The 19258-nt window shown below is 45.1% G+C and carries 16 protein-coding genes; 5 read left to right on the top strand and 11 right to left on the bottom strand.

Annotated elements, in window-relative coordinates; translation table 11 throughout:
* Both LU351_RS11850 and LU351_RS11845 read right to left on the bottom strand, forming a co-directional pair.
* The coding region (locus tag LU351_RS11850; RefSeq protein WP_232592392.1) for a transposase at positions 1 to 580 on the bottom strand (580 nt) is incomplete at its 3' end.
* A gap of 34 nt (positions 581 to 614) precedes the next feature.
* Entirely contained in the window at positions 615 to 1796 is a 1182-nt protein-coding gene (locus LU351_RS11845) for an LVIVD repeat-containing protein (protein ID WP_232594286.1), read from the bottom strand.
* 301 nt (positions 1797 to 2097) lie between these two features.
* On the opposite strand from LU351_RS11845, the gene LU351_RS11840 reads away from it, so the two are divergent.
* Positions 2098 to 3162, top strand: a complete 1065-nt coding sequence (locus LU351_RS11840) for a phosphatidate phosphatase App1 family protein (protein ID WP_232594285.1) — start codon at positions 2098 to 2100, stop codon at positions 3160 to 3162.
* 125 nt (positions 3163 to 3287) lie between these two features.
* The gene (locus LU351_RS11835) at positions 3288 to 3875 is read left to right on the top strand and encodes an endonuclease dU (protein ID WP_232594284.1); all 588 of its coding nucleotides are present in this window, start codon (positions 3288 to 3290) and stop codon (positions 3873 to 3875) included.
* Between the two features lie 70 nt (positions 3876 to 3945).
* On the opposite strand, the gene LU351_RS11830 is transcribed toward LU351_RS11835, so the two are convergent.
* The 4 genes from LU351_RS11830 to LU351_RS11815 form a co-directional block, all read right to left on the bottom strand.
* On the bottom strand, positions 3946 to 6177 hold the full coding sequence (locus LU351_RS11830; RefSeq protein WP_232594283.1) for a xanthine dehydrogenase family protein molybdopterin-binding subunit: 2232 nt from the start codon (positions 6175 to 6177) through the stop codon (positions 3946 to 3948).
* Positions 6170 to 6637: a (2Fe-2S)-binding protein gene (locus LU351_RS11825; RefSeq protein WP_232594282.1), complete on the bottom strand. Its 468-nt coding sequence runs from the start codon at positions 6635 to 6637 to the stop codon at positions 6170 to 6172. The genes LU351_RS11830 and LU351_RS11825 overlap by 8 nt, the downstream gene beginning before the upstream one ends.
* Positions 6638 to 6947: 310 nt before the next feature.
* Positions 6948 to 9593 (bottom strand): phosphoenolpyruvate carboxylase, encoded by a 2646-nt coding sequence (gene ppc / locus LU351_RS11820; RefSeq protein WP_232594281.1) that lies wholly within the window; start codon positions 9591 to 9593, stop codon positions 6948 to 6950.
* Between the two features lie 383 nt (positions 9594 to 9976).
* Positions 9977 to 10552, bottom strand: coding sequence for a phosphoribosyltransferase (locus LU351_RS11815; protein WP_232594280.1), 576 nt, complete (start codon positions 10550 to 10552; stop codon positions 9977 to 9979).
* A gap of 370 nt (positions 10553 to 10922) precedes the next feature.
* Between LU351_RS11815 and LU351_RS11810 the strand changes: the two genes are divergently transcribed.
* The 3 genes from LU351_RS11810 to LU351_RS11800 all read left to right on the top strand — a co-directional run bounded on the left by LU351_RS11810 (position 10923) and on the right by LU351_RS11800 (position 13544).
* Positions 10923 to 11510: a phosphoribosyltransferase gene (locus tag LU351_RS11810; protein WP_232594279.1), complete on the top strand. Its 588-nt coding sequence runs from the start codon at positions 10923 to 10925 to the stop codon at positions 11508 to 11510.
* Positions 11511 to 11674: 164 nt separating this feature from the next.
* Positions 11675 to 12496 carry an amidohydrolase gene (locus LU351_RS11805; protein ID WP_232594278.1) on the top strand — a complete coding sequence of 274 codons (822 nt, stop codon included), beginning with the start codon at positions 11675 to 11677 and terminating at the stop codon, positions 12494 to 12496.
* 229 nt (positions 12497 to 12725) lie between these two features.
* Entirely contained in the window at positions 12726 to 13544 is an 819-nt protein-coding gene (locus tag LU351_RS11800) for an NAD-dependent epimerase/dehydratase family protein (protein ID WP_232594277.1), read from the top strand.
* 59 nt (positions 13545 to 13603) lie between these two features.
* Here the strand turns inward: LU351_RS11800 and LU351_RS11795 are convergent, their stop codons facing one another.
* From LU351_RS11795 to LU351_RS11775, 5 genes are all read right to left on the bottom strand, one after another.
* Positions 13604 to 13963 carry a cupin domain-containing protein gene (locus LU351_RS11795; protein ID WP_232594276.1) on the bottom strand — a complete coding sequence of 120 codons (360 nt, stop codon included), beginning with the start codon at positions 13961 to 13963 and terminating at the stop codon, positions 13604 to 13606.
* Positions 13964 to 14035: 72 nt separating this feature from the next.
* The gene (locus LU351_RS11790; RefSeq protein ID WP_232594275.1) at positions 14036 to 15301 is read right to left on the bottom strand and encodes an allantoate amidohydrolase; all 1266 of its coding nucleotides are present in this window, start codon (positions 15299 to 15301) and stop codon (positions 14036 to 14038) included.
* Entirely contained in the window at positions 15301 to 16557 is a 1257-nt protein-coding gene (locus LU351_RS11785) for a pyridoxal-phosphate-dependent aminotransferase family protein (protein ID WP_232594274.1), read from the bottom strand. The genes LU351_RS11790 and LU351_RS11785 overlap by 1 nt, the downstream gene beginning before the upstream one ends.
* Positions 16557 to 17384, bottom strand: a complete 828-nt coding sequence (locus tag LU351_RS11780) for a sulfite exporter TauE/SafE family protein (RefSeq protein WP_232594273.1) — start codon at positions 17382 to 17384, stop codon at positions 16557 to 16559. Before LU351_RS11780 ends, LU351_RS11785 begins: the two co-directional genes overlap by 1 nt.
* Positions 17385 to 17530: 146 nt before the next feature.
* A complete protein-coding gene (locus LU351_RS11775; RefSeq protein WP_232594272.1) occupies positions 17531 to 19117 on the bottom strand; it encodes a gamma-glutamyltransferase family protein in 1587 nt (528 codons plus the stop codon).
* Positions 19118 to 19258 lie beyond the last annotated feature (141 nt).

Below are 19258 nucleotides of genomic sequence, written 5' to 3'. Positions count from 1 at the left end.
TCTCTTGGTTCTTCTTCGCCCAGCGGGCATCCGTATCTTTTTGAGCGCCAACGTTCGGATTCTTTTCAAAACGATCAGGCGTTTCACCGCGTTTTATCTGTTTGTTTTCTTCCTTTTTATTGCGCTGCCTGGGAACATCGACAAAACTCGCATCCACTATTTGACCTTTTCTTGCTTGAAAACCGTGTTCCTCTAATTGAACATCAAAAGTAAAAAACAAACGCTTCATTAAACCAGCTTTGACTAGGTTTTCTCTAAACAGCCACACTGTCTTGGCATCAGGCACCTTGTCCGATGGAGTCAGACCTAAAAACCGGCAAAAAGAATAGCGGTCCCGTATTTGGTACTCTATCTGATCATCGGATACATTGTATAAGTGCTGAAGTACGAGTACTTTGAACATCAGAAGCTCGTCATAGGCTTTACGACCCGCATTGCTTTTTCGGTTTGACTTTCGTATTTCCTTTAAGGTCGGACGAAAGGCTTCCCAAAATATCAGTTTGTTGAGATGAACTAATGGATCTTTTTCATCTAACTTGCGATACCTGTCATCTAAATCAAAAAAGCCGGGCTGAGACATAGAAGGAAACTCTTGAAATTTTTGAACAGTGAGATTATATCAAAGTTGGGCTATTTTTAGAGGTGCCCTTATTAGTATTTACAGACAATGGCTGCAGCTGATAAACAACCTGTTTATTCTCTTCAACCCTCTCTTTCTTGATGTACTTTTTATACATCGCGGACAGCTGTGTACCCATTAAACGAAAATTAGCTCCTTCTAATACCCAAAATTGGGTGTCGTCATTTGGGTCGACTTCTAAATCAATAGACAGTGGAATACTTTTCTCAGGCAATAAAGATAAAGTATCCAATGCTTTCAGTTGCTGTGGGTTTGAAGCATCTAAAAGAACCACTTGATTGCTGTAGGTTTCAAGCAAGGCAATCTTACGATCGCCATCCAAGAACGCCGCATCCACATAGGTAGTTTTGGTATTCTCATTTTCCGGCAAGGGGGTATGACTAATAAATTTCAGATGTACGGGGTCAGATACATCCACCAGAGTTACACTCTGCTTACCCAAAAGCAATAAGATATTATTTTTGCTCAAAATAGCATCAATAGGTGTCGACGCCACTAACACTTTAAAAGAAGCCACTTTTGCAGGCTCATTCGGCGCTCCCATATGGTAGGTATGAATTTCAACCGGATAGGTGACCGCGCCGTCCTGCAAACGAACGTCAGATCGCTTCAGCACATCCATATGAAATAAAAATGCACTGTCATTAGACATCAAGTTAAACATTGGCCGCTTGGCATCAGAATCCAATTCGACCCACTCTTCATTAATACCGCCTTTCTCGTCACGATCTGTATTAATTAAATGGGTAACTTTTCCATCCGTATCTGTCGCGACCAAATAATGGTGAGTATCAAATTGTGTAGACGTTTTATCGTATTCATTGGACACCACCAATGTATGGGTCTTCATGGGTGATAAACCGGTCGGGATACGAAATAAGGGATTCGAGTCAAAATATTTACGGACTGGAATATCCCGTCCATCAATGGTGATCTGTTGAACACCCAAATTCTTTCCTTTAATCATCACCCACTCACCTGGGGTGAAGCGCTTATCTGTAAAATGTTTAGGCACCCCGTTACCCAGCGGAAGATCAAAACTGCCTAAGTCCATCAAGCTACGAATTAGTGGCTTGCCCGTATTGATGGGCGTTACTTCATTCACAACGGGAGGCGGCTTCTTTTGACCACCACAAGCCGTCAGGCCAATTACCATTCCAGTAGCCAAAAAAACGAGAAGCATTTTTTTCAACAAATCTAAGAGAGAAGAAAAAGTGCAGAAGTTTAAAGATGAGGGGCAACTCTGTTTGCTCACAGGGGATTCCTTTTTGAGTATACTAACGACAAACTTAATTAATCAGTATATTACAATGGGATCATATGAAACAGTGTCAATAATTTCTGAATTAACGGCTTTCTGAGTCTACCCTGAATAATACAAGAATGATGATATTATGCGCATACTTTGCGAATTCACACTTCTAATCCTCATACCACTTATTTTACAAGGGTGCCTCATGACAAGTAACACTCCATTGCCACCCACCATGTCAGCACCGCATACTTTTTCTAATCTTAAACGCGATGAAAATCTGGTGTTTTTTCACACAGACGGATACCTCGACTCTCAGACACAACAATGGGTTATTCCCATACACGGTTGGGTATACGAACCTGAACGCAGCCGATTACGAGCCGGGTTATTTGAGTCAATCTTAGAAGAAAAATTTGATTTACCAATAACGGAAGAGAATAGGCCATTCTTTCATGAACGCGTTAACTTACTCATCGCCGACAACGAACGGGGAAAACGTATTACCATTGAATTGGCCGGCCAGCGCTACACGTTACCAAAATCGTTGCCTAATGGGCATTTTAAAGGCGCTATCACCATCGACGCCAACATCATTCAAACCTATTCTCATAAGGGTTTTATCGATTTTAACGTCATTATGCCCACATCAGACTCACGTCAGTTTTCAGGACGCGTCCGCCTAATAGAACCCGAGGGGCTTTCCATTATTAGTGACATTGATGACACCATTAAAATGACCGGCGTGACTAACAAAACTTCTTTACTTTCTGCCACTTTCTTGCAGCCTTTTCAGGCTATTGATGGAATGAATAGCTGGTACCAATACATGGCAAAGAATCTAGGGACAACCCTCCATTTTGTCTCTTCCAGCCCATGGCAATTGTATTCCCCACTACTCTCTCTTTGTGAAGAGAATGATTTTCCTTGGGCGAGCTTTTCTTTAAAGTCCGTTCGCTTTAGAGATAAAACACTCACTAATTTATTTAAAACTGGGCTAGAAACCAAACCTGCGCAAATCAGCGAAATTTTAGAACAATTTCCGAATCGAAAATTTATTTTAGTTGGTGATAGTGGAGAGCAAGACCCAGAAGTTTATGCCAATATACAAGCACGTTACCCTCGCCAAATACAAGCAATCTACATTCGCAATATCACCAATGAAAGCGACAACAATACTCGTATCAACCAGTTGAATACTCAAATGAAGACTATCTCTATTCAACTATTCACAAACCCTAATACTCTTTATACCAAAGGAATAAAATAGAGCTGATATTTTTGAGTAAAAAATTTTTCTAGCAATGAACCATATTGTCCACTCACCCGCAATGGTAAAGTTATCGCACAACTACTGCAAAAGAACATCAAACTCGTAGCAGGTAAAATAATGTTATGCCCTCTTTAGAAACAGCATTAAAATCAGGCAAAGCCATTCGAACCATAGGGTTTGACGACGCCCCCTTTAAAAGAAAACCTTTCTCCCCAGTAAATATTTCCGGCATTGTCTGCTCCAACACCCGCTTTGAGGGGATGCTATGGGGAGAAGTACAACAAGATGGGAGTGATGCCACAGAGGTAATCACACGCATGATTCTAAACAGCAAGTTCCACCCTCAAGTGCACCTTATTATTATTGATGGTATTGCCGTCGGCGGGTTTAACGTTATTGATCTCAAATCACTCAGCCAGAATATTAACAGACCTTGCGTCTCTGTCATGCGGCACCTACCCGATTTAAATGCCATTAAAAAGGCATTAAAAAATCTTGATGATGGCGATAAAAAATTTGATTTAATAATGAAAGCCGGAGAGATTTACCAACAAAAAGGGTTTATTTATCAAGTGTGCGGAAGCACCCCAGAAACTACCGCACAAGCACTTTTAGCACTTACCGATCAAGGCAATGTGCCAGAAGCTCTTCGTCTGGCACATTTAATTGGTTCGGCGATTATGACCGGGCAAAGTAGTCGAAGAGCCTGAACAAACATAACCCAACTTGATATAAAAAGATGACTTATCGGGCACAATCGTCGACGCTTTATTGAGAGTCCTACTCCTTATTAACCGTGAGATACCGAGATAAAGGCAGCTTTCGAATTCGCTGGCCGGTTACAGAAAAAATGGCATTCACCACAGCGGGGGCAACCCCTGGTGTGCCCGCTTCTCCCAAGCCTCCCGGCGCATGAGTATTTTTCATAAATTGAATGTGAAGCGTGGGCATGTTTTTTAACGTGATGACAGGATAATCTTTATACGTAGACTGTTCTACCTGCCCTTCCCTAAAAGTAATTTCACCAAACAGACAAGCAGATAACCCAAAAATTAACGCCCCTTCAATTTGCGCCGTAGCACCGTCTTGATGAATAACTTGACCACAATCCACTGCACACCATAATTGGTGTACTTGTACCGATTCAGAGTCCACACTCACTTCTGCCACCGTTGCTACGATAGAGCCAAACCCTTCCATAAACGCCATACCCAAACCGTATCCAGGACGATGGTAACGCTTCCAACACGCCATCTTTGCCACTTTATCGAGAACTGCAAGCTCACGTGGTTTGCTCGCTAATAAATAACGGCGATATTCATAAGGGTCGTAATTCGCTTGATGAGCAATTTCATCCATAAAACTTTCGACAAAAAATGCATTATGAGAGTGACCAACTGATCGCCAAAAGCCTATCGTAACGGGCAACTGAACTGAATTATTGCGTATATTTTGATTTGGAATGTTATAAGGTAAATTCGCAAACCCTTCACTAGCAAGAATATCAAAGGGCACTGGATTGCCACGAGTCTGGAGGAGATTTTGGCCGCAATTAATACCGGTTAAAGCCTCCAGCAAACCACTGGTTATTCCCGCTCGCATTTTAGCGGCAAATGCTGGGCGAAACCAATCTTGCTGAGTATCTTGGGGGCGACTCCACAATAAATTCACCGGGTGCCCTGTTGCTTTTGATGCTAATGCGGCCTGAATAACAAAATCCGTTTCTACTCGCCGCCCAAAACTGCCACCACAAGAGAGCATGTTAATTTCTATTTGCTCGATAGCCATACCCAACTCATGAGATAACGCTAAAGCTGCCTCCTCTGGCCCTTGTTGAGCCATCCACACCCGACATTTAGAGTCAGTAACATGGGCGGTACAACTCATTGGCTCAAGCGGAGCATGAGCCAGAAAAGGCACCTCATAAATGGCTTCTAGGGTCGTATCTGCGTTATTGAATGCCGCCGTCACATCGCCTTTATTAAATAATTGTTGCCCCTCTTCATTTAAGCCTTGCGCAAGAATTTGAGACACCAAATTACTGTTAAAAGAAGCTGCGTCATCATCTACATCATATTCTATCGGTAATTCATCCAGCGTTTTCTGCGCTGACCACCAACTGCTGGCGGTAACAATAACACCATTAGGAATACTCACTAAGGTTTGTCCTTCTGGCACATAAGACAGAAGCGCGTCAAAATTAACCACCCTTCCATCTACAAACGGGCATTGTTTTACTGCCGCAAACCGTAAATTGGGTAAACGCATATCAATACCGTAAATCTCTTCACCCAATACTTTTCGCCGCACATCTTTATGAGGTACCGATTTACCAAGATAGCGAAAAGAATTGGATTTTTTCAAAGAGACTGATGCAGGAAGCGGTAACTGAGAGGCGTCTTCCACTAAAGCGCCAAATGAAATACAGCGCCACGAAGGTAAATGATAAATATGAGACTGATAAACAATGAGCGAACTTTCACTCACCTGCCAACGATTGGCTGCTGCGGTCATCAATAGCGACTTAGCCGTTGCCCCTAATTCTCGACAATATGCATACCAAGTAGAGACTGACGTACTACCATAGGTGAGACGTTGCAATTGGGTATTACGATGAATAAATGGCGGCATTTCTGGCTTGAAATTGATATCTACTTTTTCCCAATCCGCCTCCAGCTCTTCAGCAATAATCACCGCAAAAGAGGTTCCCACTTTTTGACCCATTTCTGTTTTCGATACGTTAATGGCAATTCGGTTATCGGGTGTAATGACCAACCAAGCATTGAACGGATTGATGACAGGGCTAGCATCAATTGCAGCCGCCTGAACACGATCGATACCAATATTAAAACCCAATGTTAACCCCGCTATAACGCCAGTAGAGTGTTTAATAAACTCACGTCTTCTTATATGATATGCGCTGCCATCAAGCTCACGGTTATTTACACAATTGCTAAGCTTTGCAACTTCCGCTCGACTCAAAAAACGTTCTCCGAGTATAGGATTATTCATGACTGCCCTCCCAAACCCCTACCTGATCCGCAGTCGTATAAATAGCTTTTTTTACACGCTGATAGGTTCCACATCGACAAATATTAGGCAGTTCTCGAATAGACTCTTCATTGACAAACCCACGATAAATTAACGCCGCCGCACTCATAATGAAACCGGGTTGACAATAGCCGCACTGAGGAACAGAGTTTTCAACCCATTGATTCTTTAAACATTGCCCCACTCTATCATTCAAACCTTCGATGGTTGTAATACGCCTACCAACCACTTCACCTATTGTTATGACACAACATTGTTGTGGCTCACCATCAATATGAACTGTGCACGCTCCACAAATACCAAAGCCACAACCGAACTTCGTTCCCAATAATTCCAGCTCTTCTCTTAGCACCCACAACAAAGGCTTCTCCGGTTCCACATCTACTTCATATTTTTTATTATTCACTATTATCGAAATCATGCTCATCTCCAGGAAATTTTTATTTTTATGACACTTATGCCTACGCCTGGTTATTTCATGAATTTATACACGACAAACCTATGTCTGCGCACAAACCCACCAGTAGCTGTATAGCAAATTGATAATAATTGTGAAGGTAAATAAAAAAGTGGGGTCAAATAAACCACTTCGTCGTAAGCAGCGGGATTTCTGGCCAACGAAATCCGGATTGGCACACCGAAATCCGGATTGGCACACTAAAAATTGACGCACAAAAAAACCCACTACTCATCGAGTAGTGGGTTTTTTATTTAGGGAATAAGAAAAAAGATTAACCGGTATTTCTCAACCCTGCCGCCACACCTGCGATTGTCACCATGAGTGCTTTTTCTAATACGGTCTCTTTGCTTTGCTCCCCCTGCTCCCTAGAGCGGAGTAACAATTCGACTTGCAAAATATTAAGAGGGTCAATATACGGATTACGAATATTAATCGAGGCATGAATTTGAGGGTCTGCATCCATTAAGCTATGAGTAGGAATCAAATCCAGCACCTGTTGGACGGAATTTTCCAACTTCGACCTTAAATCTTCGCCTAGGTGTCGCTGATCTTTAGGAACCAGTTTTTCGTCGTACAAACGCGCCAACCATGGATCGGTTTTGGTGAAAACCATTTCTAACATGGACAAGCGTGTATTAAAGAAAGGCCATTGCTCAAACATGGTGATTAATTCTTGTTCACCGCCGTCTTGACGCACTTTTTCAAGTGCCTCACCCGTCCCTAACCAGGCAGGTAACAACATACGGTTTTGTGACCAAGCAAAAATCCAAGGAATAGCACGTAACGTTTCTACTCCACCACCGGGCTTACGCTTTGTTGGGCGAGAGCCTAACGGCAATTTACCTAACTCCAATTCTGGCGTGGCGGCACGGAAATACGGAACAAACTCTGGATTTTCACGAACCATACCACGGTAAACTTCACAACTGGTATCAGATAACTGGTCCATGATGTCACGCCATTCTTGCTTAGGCTCTGGAGGTGGCAGGAGATTTCCTTCCAATACCGCTGCCGCAAAGCGTGAAATAGACTGTACTGCCAGATCTGTTAACCCGTATTTGAAGCGAATCATTTCGCCCTGCTCAGTAACTCTCAATCCACCTTGAAGGCTACCAGGAGGCTGAGAAAGCAAAGCTTGATGAGCCGGTGCCCCACCGCGTCCAACGGTTCCACCTCGTCCATGGAATAAAATTAACTGTAGGTCGTATTCTTTGGCCACATTCACCAAAGCCTCTTGAGCACGGTATTGTGCCCATCCAGCGGCAAAGAAACCGGCATCTTTCGCTGAATCAGAGTAACCGATCATAATGTATTGCTTGCCATGCAAATAACCCCGGTAGGCGTCATTTTCCAGCAATTTACGTATGACATGCTCAGAGCGATTGAGGTCATCCAACGTTTCGAATAATGGCGCAACCGGCATTCTGTAGGTGCAACCACACTCACTGAGCAATAACTGCACAGCCAATACATCGGAGGCTTGTCGCGCCATAGAAATGATGTAAATGCCCAGCGCATTAGGGTCGGTTTTTGCGATAAGTCGGAAGGTATTTAGGACTTCCTGTACATTGTCGGAAGGTTGCCAATCGGCAGGAATTAATGGGCGTTTGGAAGCCAATTCAGACAGCAAGAAATTTTGCTTATCCGATTCACTCCATTGCTCATAATCACCGATGCCCAAATAACGGGTCAACTCAGACAGTACTTCGGTATGACGTTCGCTGTCTTGACGAATATCCAGCTTGACTAAAGGCGCACCAAACGCATGAACACGCCACAAGGTATCACGAAGCAAACCATTTGCAATTAACTCTAAACCACTGTCTACCAAAGAGTCGTAACACAACTGCAAGGGCTCTCGAAGTTGCTCTGTGTGCTGAATAACGTCTTTTGCGTCCGTGGATTCGCCGGTTAACTTTGCCGACAGATAACTGCGAGTCTCATGGATATCATCGCGCAATTGGCGAAGTAAAACACGGTATGGTTCAGTGGCATCTCCGACTCGAGCACGCAATGTGTCATTACAGACCACAACGGAAATTTCTGCACATAGCTGCTCAACGTCGTGCAGATACAAGTCCATGGCCATCCAACGACTCGACGCCAACACTTCATCAGAGACTTTGTGGGTAACAAAGGGGTTCCCATCACGATCACCGCCCATCCAAGAAACAAACGACATGGGCATCCAGTCGGTTGGCATTGTAATATCGGTTTCATCGTTCAAGAATTTATGAATTCTGCGCATAAACTTAGGCACAGCAAACCAGAGTGATTGCTCAATCACCCCAAAACCCCATTTGGCTTCATCCACCGGTGTGGGGCGCTGTTCACGAATTTCGTCAGAGTGCCACGCTTGGGCAATTAACTCAGCGATACGACCATGAATATCGTCTTGCTGCTCAACTTCTGTACTTTTGTCTAACGCCTCTAAGCAATCATTAAGAAGTTGATGTTTCTGAATAAGGGTACGACGAGAGACTTCCGTCGGGTGTGCCGTAAAAACCAGCTCGATTGATAATTCTTCCAATGCTTTTTGCAAGTCTTTTGCACTGACACTGTCTTTACTGCGCCGAATAAACTCGACCAGTACTCGTTCACCACTGTGTGTATTTTCTTGGCCCGGTGCAATGGACTGATATTGTTCTGCAATATTGGCCAAATTTAAAAATTGGTTAAATGCACGTGCAACAATTAACATCTGTTCATTACTAAGAGACGATAATAGTGAAGTCAACTCACTTCTGGCTTTTTCGTCATTATTACTAGAGTCATGCGCAATTTTTCGAATCGCTTCTACCTGCTCTAATACTTCATCACCGTGAGCACTGCTGATCGTTTGACCCAGTACACGACCCAATAATCGAATGTTTTCTTTGAGTTGGTCTTGTTCAGAAATAACCGCTTGCTCATTCATTAATAACCCCCTTCTATCTTTGAGACAGACTATCTTTGAGACGGACTGTAAAACTTAGGTTAACTGCGTGTGGAACCCACAGTTGTACTCGGTGAATCGGTGGTTACTAGCAGGGTAACGTTACTTTCTAAAACAACACAGCCAAAACAATTAGCCTAAGAAAACAATCACTACCTTATACCGCTAACAACAGTTCTCTCACTTTGGTGATTCTAAAATGTCACCTTAACGAAGTGCAGAGTTTGAACGATTTTGGCACAAACGTCCAAGTATCGAACACACATAAAACTAATTTTCGCCACTATTTTTCTCACTATGACAAAAATAAGACGAATGCTTAACAATCAAATTTACTTTTAAAGCACACTACCCAAGATCATTTTTTATTGTTTCTCGGGCAACAAATGGCCAATAATTTCAAAAATAGCTGGTCGATTTTGTCGTATTTCTTCCATAGTCAACCCCTCAAGCGAGAACGGAAACTTCAACCATTGATCGGTAGTGTGAATATAATAATCCGGCACACGATCTGTCTGATTGGAAGTTGGCTTGAAGTAAGGAACAGCAACACGGATATCTTTTGGGCAATTTTTACGCGCTTTTTTCTGTAACTCGTTAATAACTGCATCAATCGTTCGTCCAGTGTCAAAAACGTCATCAACAATCAATAAGTCGTCGTCATAATTAATGTTTTTCAGTAAATAGTTCAACCCATGAATTTGAATGTTATCTGATCGCTCTCCAATACCCTGATAGGAAGATGTACGAATTGCAATATGATCCGATTGGCAATCGCCGTAATAATCGACGAATTCCTGCACAGCAATACCTGTTGGCGTGCCGCCACGCCATAATGCAATGATGATTTTTGGGCGAAACCCACTGGCTAATACTTTCGCTCCCAGCTCGAAAGAATCTCGTAAGAGTTGTTCTGAGCTGATGTAATGTTTTTCAGTCATAGTGGTTTTATGAAAATAATAATGTAGTAAAAATAGGGGTTGACATAAGCCATTCACATTTATATTAACGCTATTGGTTGGCCTTACAGAGCCGTACATCAAATTAATCATCGATTAAAAAACACGCCAAACCAAATGAGCATTTCTTGAACGCCTTGCATCCTTTACGTTAATTTCTTGTCTTGGTAGTCAAGTATTATATACTCCGCGAATATTTTTCAAAGCCAATGATTTTGATCTAAGGTCAACTATAGGCCAGACACACTCATATAGGTTCGTATCCACATTCAACAGGCACAAAATCTTGTAGATTTTACGCACTAAAGCCTCTATATACTGACCACGATTTAACCACAACGCACTAGCCACTATGAAAAAACAGTTTATCAGCGCCGAATCCATTCTTTTAGATTCTTACCGTTTAGCCGCTCAGATTTTTGAAAGCGGTTTTCGTCCCGATTTTATTGTCGGTTTATGGCGCGGAGGCAGCCCCGTCGGCATTGCTGTCCAAGATTGTTTGGATTATCTCGGCGTGAACACAGACCACATCTCCATCCGCACGTCGTATCGAGGTTTAAGCAGTTATGATTCAATGGTGGAGCAACCGGAGAATATCCGCGTTCATGGCACACAATACCTTTTCGACACATTGGAATCCGAACATCGGCTATTAATTGTTGATGATGTGTACAGCAGCGGTCGGAATGTTGCTGCGGTTATTCAGCGACTGGCTGCAAAAACACGACGCAATATGCCGCAAGAGGTCCGTATCGCCGCACCTTGGTATAAGCCCTCCAATAACCAAACCGGCAGAGAGCCTGATTTCTACGTAAATACGACAAAAGACTGGCTCGTGTTACCCTATGAGTTGGATGGTTTGAGTGACCAGGAAATTGCCAGTAATAAACCTTTCATTCAAGAACTATTAGATCGGTACGACATCCCTAGCCCCTCTTAAATCAGATTGTTTACTCCAAATTATTAGACAATCAACGAGTACGACATTCAATTTCTGGGAAGTTAGAGCATTGGGGCTAGAGATCAGGAATCGCTAAAAAGTAAGAATGGTTAGAAAGTAGGAATGGTTAGAAAGTAGGAACAGTTAAAAAATAGGAGAACGCAATGGGCAAGAAGGCACAACTTAGTGAAATACGAGTATCCATTTTGCAAACCGACCTTCTATGGCACGCCCCAGCTGAAAATCGTACTCAACTGTCCCAAAAACTCGCCACACTCAAAGGCCAAACAGATCTTATCGTATTACCTGAAATGTTCACCTCTGGGTTCACCATTGAACCGGATACCGTCAGCCACTTAGAAATAGGTTCCCCCACTTTAAACTGGATGACAGAACAGGCAAAACAACTCAATGCCGCACTATGCGGAAGCACTGTTTTTCAGTCAGGCAACGGGTTCACCAATCGCTTGTGGTTTGTGACCCCCGAACAAAGCGTACACCACTATGATAAGGTTCATTTATTTCGGATGGGCGGGGAGAACGAACGCTACCAAGCCGGAAACGAGCGCTGCATTGTTGAATATCGGGGCTGGAAGCTTTTATTAACCATCTGCTACGACTTGCGCTTCCCCGTTTTTTGTCGCAACCGACAAAATGAATACGACGTGATGGTCTGCGTAGCCAATTGGCCTTCTGCCCGGAGACTGCCCTGGAGAACACTACTGACCGCCAGAGCCATTGAAAATCAATCTTATGTAGTGGGCGTTAACCGTATTGGTAAAGATGGTCGTGATTGGCATTACAGTGGCGACTCGTTAGCGGTGGATTACTTCGGCCGTACTGTCATCGACTACCCTGAAAATACTCCCTTCCTTGAAACGACGCTATTTTCTCGAAATGATCTAGATACGTTTAGGGATAAATTTCCCACTTGGATGGATGCCGACGACTTTACCCTTTCACTGAATCCGTCTCGTTCTTTTTAAAGACTGTCTATTTAAATACTAAACAATAAGTGCTCCATCAATTCATTTGTAAACGCCCTGCCTATTAGAATCGTACTATACGCTTATAAAGCGCTATCTAAGAAATAGTGGCCAAAAAAGACATAAAATCGCTGACTTGTCCACAATGTAAACGTTTACACTGATATCTGTCATCGCTACACTAATCTGTGTAAAATTTGTAATCTATTCGAGAAAAAAGAAGGTTTTGATGCCAACATTTAAACACGTTGCGGTTACCGGCGGCAGCGGTAGTGCCGGTCAGTTTGTCATTAATGCACTTCTGGAAAGTAACATTGACGCTGTTAACCTGGATAGTTCCGAGCCTGCATCACACCTCTGCCCCTACCGTAAAGTCGATATTACCGATTACCACCAAGTATTTGATGCTTTAGAAGATTGCGATGCCATTATTCATTTAGCTACCAATCCTGAGCCAGATATTAATTTTGACGATGTTTCTGATCCCTTTCGTATTCACACACTCGGCTGTTTTAATGTTTTTAATGCTGCCGCTGCCTTGAATATTCGTAAAGTAGTGTGGGTATCCAGTGAGAAGGTACCGACGATTCGGATTGACCAGCAGACACCCAAGTATCTTTCAAACGCCAGTGCACAAAATGGCTATGACCTATCTAAAAGGGTATATGAAAATTTAGCGGAGCAAATGCATACACTTTATGGCATTGATTTTATTGGCTTTCATGCCACTCCTAATTACTGCTCATCGGCTACTACAACTCGTAAATCCAATCCTTGGGCCTACACTGATGCACACAATGCCGCGCACGCTGCTGTATTAGCGCTAAAAGGCAATATTACGGGCTCGGAAGATTTTATCATGGCCGCTAATAACACCATTATGCGGCGAACTGATCGCAAAAAATTGGATGTAATATACCCAGAAGGTGTATTGTGTGAAGGCACCAACGATGACGAAAGCTTAGCCAAAAATACAAAAGCGAAGAAAATATTAGGCTTTGAACCAAAGCACTCGTGGCGCTCAGTACTGGGTATGACGAAAAATTAAAAGCCTTGTATGGTTAAAAAGAAAAGAGTGTACCCAAGAAAAAATAGGCCATTAACGGCCTATTTTTCGTTAACAACGGGAATAAAAATCGATTTCCTTGGTTTGCCCTCAACGGCTTCACTGCGATGACCTTTGCCGACGGTATCTTGCAATAACACAATCCCTCCTGGACCAAATCGACGCGTTTCGCCAGACGAAACGGTAAAGTCCACACCGCCTTCCAATATAACCATAAATTGTTCTCTTGGAGCCGTATGAAACTCGTAGTTGTAATCGGCTCCCGTCTCACGAAAAATGACACCCGTGGCCGGCTGCAAAACGGACATCATACCCAGCGGACTGGATTCTGTTAGAGGAAAGTCCTTCTCACCAAAATGGCTCTCACCCTCGGCATCTGCATAAATAGTGGTTACTTTCATTGTTCTAGCTTATCTCTGAAATTCGTTTATCTCTGGAACTCGTCCTATCTATGAAAAATAGAGCGAGAAAGCCTAGGTCGATGCCAAGGCCTTCAGTGCGCGCGCCATTACCGATAAAGTGATTGCAACATCGTCTTCAATAACGGCTTCATCAGGATGATGACTTAAACCTCGCGGGCTACGCAAAAACAACATGGCCATGGGCGTAATTTCAGCGACCGCCATCGCATCATGCCCGGCACCCGAGGGTAAGTGTTGCGCAATAATATCTTCATCGGCAATGGCCTGAGCAAATACCGCTTGAAAGCCATCATCGCATAAAACCGCACCTGCCGAATGTTGCCACTCCCACATCATGTCGAGATTTCGACGGGCGGCAATGGTTTCTGTGGCATCGTTGATTTCTTCCAAAACCCGATCACGCTCATCATCACTTTGTGAGCGCACATCTAAGCTCAACATCGCGCCACCGGCAATCACATTAACCGCACCCGGACGGGCAAACAGCTGCCCCACCGTTGCAACAATATCACCGCCTGCACGCTTGGCAATTTCCTCTACCGCCAACGCCACTTCTGCCGCTCCCACTAACGCATCTCGACGCAAGTGCATAGGCGTGGTACCCGCATGACCTGCCTGACCAGTAAGACGAATATTGGCACGACGAGCCCCTGCAATGCCGGTAACCACACCCACCGGCAAATCTAAAGATTCCAGCACCGGGCCTTGTTCAATGTGGATTTCCCAAAAGCCCAGCAATTGGTCTGGGTTCAGTGCCGCATCACGAACGTTATGAGGATCTAGCCCAAAGGCTTGCAAGGCCGACCACATAGAGATGCCATCATCATCCTGAAGCTGCATCCAATCATCATTCCATTGACCTGCCAATGCTTTTGAGCCAATCAGCGTGGCACCAAAACGGGTACCTTCTTCATCACAAAAGCCAACAATTTCAATGGCAAAGGGAAGTCGCTCACCCCGGCCGTGAAGGTCGGCCACCAGCTCAACGGCGGCCAATACACCTAAAATTCCATCGTATCTCCCTGCATAAGGCACGGTATCCAGATGCGACCCCAAAACCAATGTTTTAGCGTCGGCTTCGATACCTTCATAGCGGCCCCACTGATTGCCGACGGCATCCTGCCAAGTGCTCATGCCCGCTTCTTCCATCCACTCCGCCACCTGAGCATTGGCCTTGGCATGCTCAGGGGTAAGATAAGCTCGTAAAATGCCATCGGATAAAGCAGAAAAACCACCCAATACATCGCATCGATGCAACAAGCGTTCGGCAGCAGAGGCGAACGCGTCTGAGGGTCGAGTGAGTTGATCCGCCGTCATTACTGCCCCTCTTGCAAACGTGCGTTTGCATAAACATCCATGGCCGCATCAATGGCGCCACCAGCAGGCAATTTGTGTCCAGCTCGGCGAAGAACATTTTCTAACGCAGATAAGGTAACCAACACAGCGTCTTTTCGAGCGTTGTACCCCATGGTGCCAATGCGCCAAATTTTCCCATGCAGCGGCCCAAAAGAAGTACCAATTTCGATGCCGAAGTCGTTGAGCATTGCCGAACGAACCGCTTCACCATCCACATTTTCTGGAATGTAGACACCCACCACATTGTTCATTTTGTGAGATTGATTACCGAACAGTTTGAGGTTTAATTGCTCAGCCCCTCGTGCCATAGCATTGCCATGCAACTGATGGCGAGCAATAGCGTTATCGAGCCCCTCTTGTAACAAGATTCGAGCACATTCACGGGCACAATAGAGCATGGAGGTTGCCTCGGTGTGGTGATTTAAACGCTCCTCACCCCAGTAATCCATGATCATCGGTAAATCAAAGTAATTGGAACGGATACGCTCACCAGCGCCATCCACATGATGATCCGCTCGAATACCCGCTTCCACATGATGGCGCTTGCGTACTTCTGTCACGAATCGATCGCTCAAAGTAATTGGGCCGCTGCCAGAAGGGCCAGCCAAACATTTTTGTAAGCCGCCAGAAATCGCATCCAATTGCCAAGTATCGGCTTCAAGGGGGTTACCGCCAATTGACGCAGTAACATCGGTGTAAAACAACACACCATAACGCTGACAAATTTCCCCTAGATTTTCCAACGGTTGAAGCATTGTCGTAGACGTATCACCTTGCACAACGGCCAGCATTTTCGGCTGCACGCGTTTAATAGCGTCTTCGATTTCATCTGGAGAGAAGACATCACCCCACTCTTTTTCAATGGTGTGAACTTCAGCACCACAACGACCCGCAATCTCCGTCAACAAATGTCCGAAACGACCGAAGACCGGCACCAATACTTTATCGCCCGGGGCCAATGCCGACACCAAACAAGCTTCGATGGCCGCACGAGAAGTCCCGTCAATCAATAATGTCCAGCGATTTTCCGTCTTGAAGACTTGACGATACAACGCCATGGTCTCGGTCATGTAATCGGTCATGGAGGGGTCATATTGCCCCACCAGCTGGGCCGACATGGCTCGAAGTACACGAGGGTCAGCATTAATAGGGCCAGGGCCCATGAGTAAACGCGGTGGTGGATTGACTTGTTTATGATTATTAATATCGAAACTCATTACATACCTCCGAAAACCTGAATCAGCATACGTACACCGGTGAAACCCAGTACCACCGCAAATACTTTTTTAAGCATGGCGCCGTTTAACTTCGCGCCTAAAGCGGCACCAACCGGTGCAAACAACACCGTTAAGGGCACAATGGCCGCAAAACCGGGTAAATTTACAAAACCAAACGTGGACCAAGGGGCATCAGTAGGAGTAACCCCTGTCGTTAACATCACCAACGCGCCAGGCAAGGCAATCAGCAAACCGAAGGCCGCTGCAGTACCCACTGCGCGATGAGCCGCCACGTTAAAGGCGGTTAGGGTTGGTACTCCTAAAGTACCTCCACCGATACCCACCATCACAGAGAAAAACCCAATCAAACTCGCCAAGATACCTTGACCAGCCATACTGGGTAACTGTTTCACTAGAGCTGGCGCATTGGCTCGGAAAAGCATATTTAAAGAAACTAAACAGGCCATTACACCAAATAGAATCGTAAACAACGTGCCATCAAGCAGCGTCACGAGGTAACTGCCAACCACAACCCCAGCGATCATAAAAGGTGCCCAGCTTTTCAAAAGAGCCCAATCCACATTGCCCTTTTTATGATGCGCTCTAATAGAAGAAATGGACGTCGGAATAATTGTGGCCAACGAGGTGCCGGTCGCAATCACCATTGCACTGGAAGCATCCACTCCCAAGCCCTGAAAAACAAAGTACAGCACCGGTACGATAACAATACCGCCACCAACACCGAGTAAACCGGCCAAGATACCGGCAAAAATCCCGGTGGCCACCAACGCCGCTAGAACCGGCAATAATTGAGATAATTCTGGCACTACGTGCTCTCCAAACAGACTAAATACCTATGGCGTTCAGAAAAATGGCGACTGAAATAGCCGCCGGCATGAATCGCCCATTTTCTTTGATTATTCGTAATCTAATAAATTGTTCGCAATGTAAATTGCAGTAAGTCCTTAGGCGACTACACTTCTGCCGTTAAAGCAGCACCGTCACTGCGAGGATCTGTAGCGGCTTGAACACTACCGTCAGGCGAAAGAATAATGCCACCGGCATGGCCCATCATTTCATTCAACCCAGGGACTTCGGCAACATCATGACCCAATTCGGATAAAGCCGCCCCCATAGATTGATACAAGCCTTGCTCCAACTTCAGGTTATTACTGACATCACCCCAAGTTCGCCCGAGCAACCAACGGTCTTTGGCAATGGCTTCTGTTAGTGGCAGCTCATCGTAGATATGACGTGTAAAGAGTGCAGCCTGAGTTTGCGGCTGGCCCTCGCCACCCATGGTGCCGTAGCTGAAGCGACGACCATCCTCAAGTAGAGCAAACGCCGGGTTAAGCGTATGAAATGGCTTCATACCGCCCGCTAAATGGTTGTGATGAGTAATATCCAAAGAGAAGCTCAATCCACGGTTATTCCACACTAAACCGTACTCAGGAATCACCTGACCTGAGCCAAACTCCCAATAGCCACTCTGAATAAACGACACCATCATGCCGTCTTTATCCAAAGCACCCATCCAAATGGTATCGCCCGGCTTTGCCACATGGGGCCACGGTAAGGCTTTTTCAGAATCGATTTTTTTGGCCAAATCATCCAAAAAGGCATCATCCAGCAGCGTACTCCACTCCGCCTTCAAGCGACTACGATCAGTGACATAGGTATCACGGATGATGAAGGCTTGCTTTATGCACTCCACAAGGTGATGTACACGCTCAGTCTCATTCCAGCTGTCCTGATAAATACGGTCGTAGAGGGCCAAAATAATCAGCGAGGCAACGCCTTGTGTTGGGGCGACCATATTGAATAACTGACCTTTGCCTGTCGTGGTGGTCAGAGGCTCCAGCATTTCCGCATGATAGCTTTCAAAGTCTTCCAAAGTGATGGGAGAGCCGGCCTTTTCCAATGACGACGCCAAGACTTTAGCGATATCGCCACGATAAAAATCATCCAAACCACGTTCGGCTAAGCCATCCAACAAGTCGGCTAACGCGGGGTTGGTCAGTTGTTCTCCGGCTTTTAGGGTTTCACCCTGATTAAGATATAACTTGGCAAATTCTTCATTGGAAGACAGTTCTTCAAACGTTTTCACCGATGCAGCCTGTAAGCTTTGTGTCACGGTGATGCCTTCACGAGCCAAGGCCGCTGCCGGCCCCAAAAGACGAGATAAGGGAAGAGGTTGAGCAACGCCGTCGAGGGATTCGGCATAGTCACGGGCCTTCTGCCAACCTGATACCGTCCCCGCCATAGTCAACGATGCCAAAGGCCCGCGATTGGGTATCGCACTGTGTCCACGACTGCGATACCACTGGATATCCGCTTGTCGAGCGGCTTTCCCGCTCGCATCAATAGCCACCGGTGCTTCACCCGGCTTTTGAATAACCCAAAAGCCATCACCCCCAAAGCTGTTCATGTGTGGATACACCACAGCAATGGTGGCCGCCGCAGCGACCATGGCATCCACGGCGTTACCGCCTTCTTTTAATATCTCAAGCGCCACTTCAGACGCTTTAAAATGAGGTGCTGTAAAAGCAACTGTGGCCATAGCAGGCTCCAAATAATCTCTTAATGGGTGATCCAAATGTTACGTATAGTGCAAACATTACTATTTTGACGTTAATGGCGATCGTGGTGATTCTGAGAATCTTTTTGTCGTTATTGGCAGCTCTATGGCGTGCTTTATAGG

The organism is Marinibactrum halimedae, from assembly GCF_021234875.1.
GTDB classification, from domain to species: Bacteria; Pseudomonadota; Gammaproteobacteria; order Pseudomonadales; family Cellvibrionaceae; genus Marinibactrum; species Marinibactrum halimedae.
Note: the sequence above shows the minus strand (reverse complement) of the source record. Positions and strands in the feature narration are given on the sequence as shown.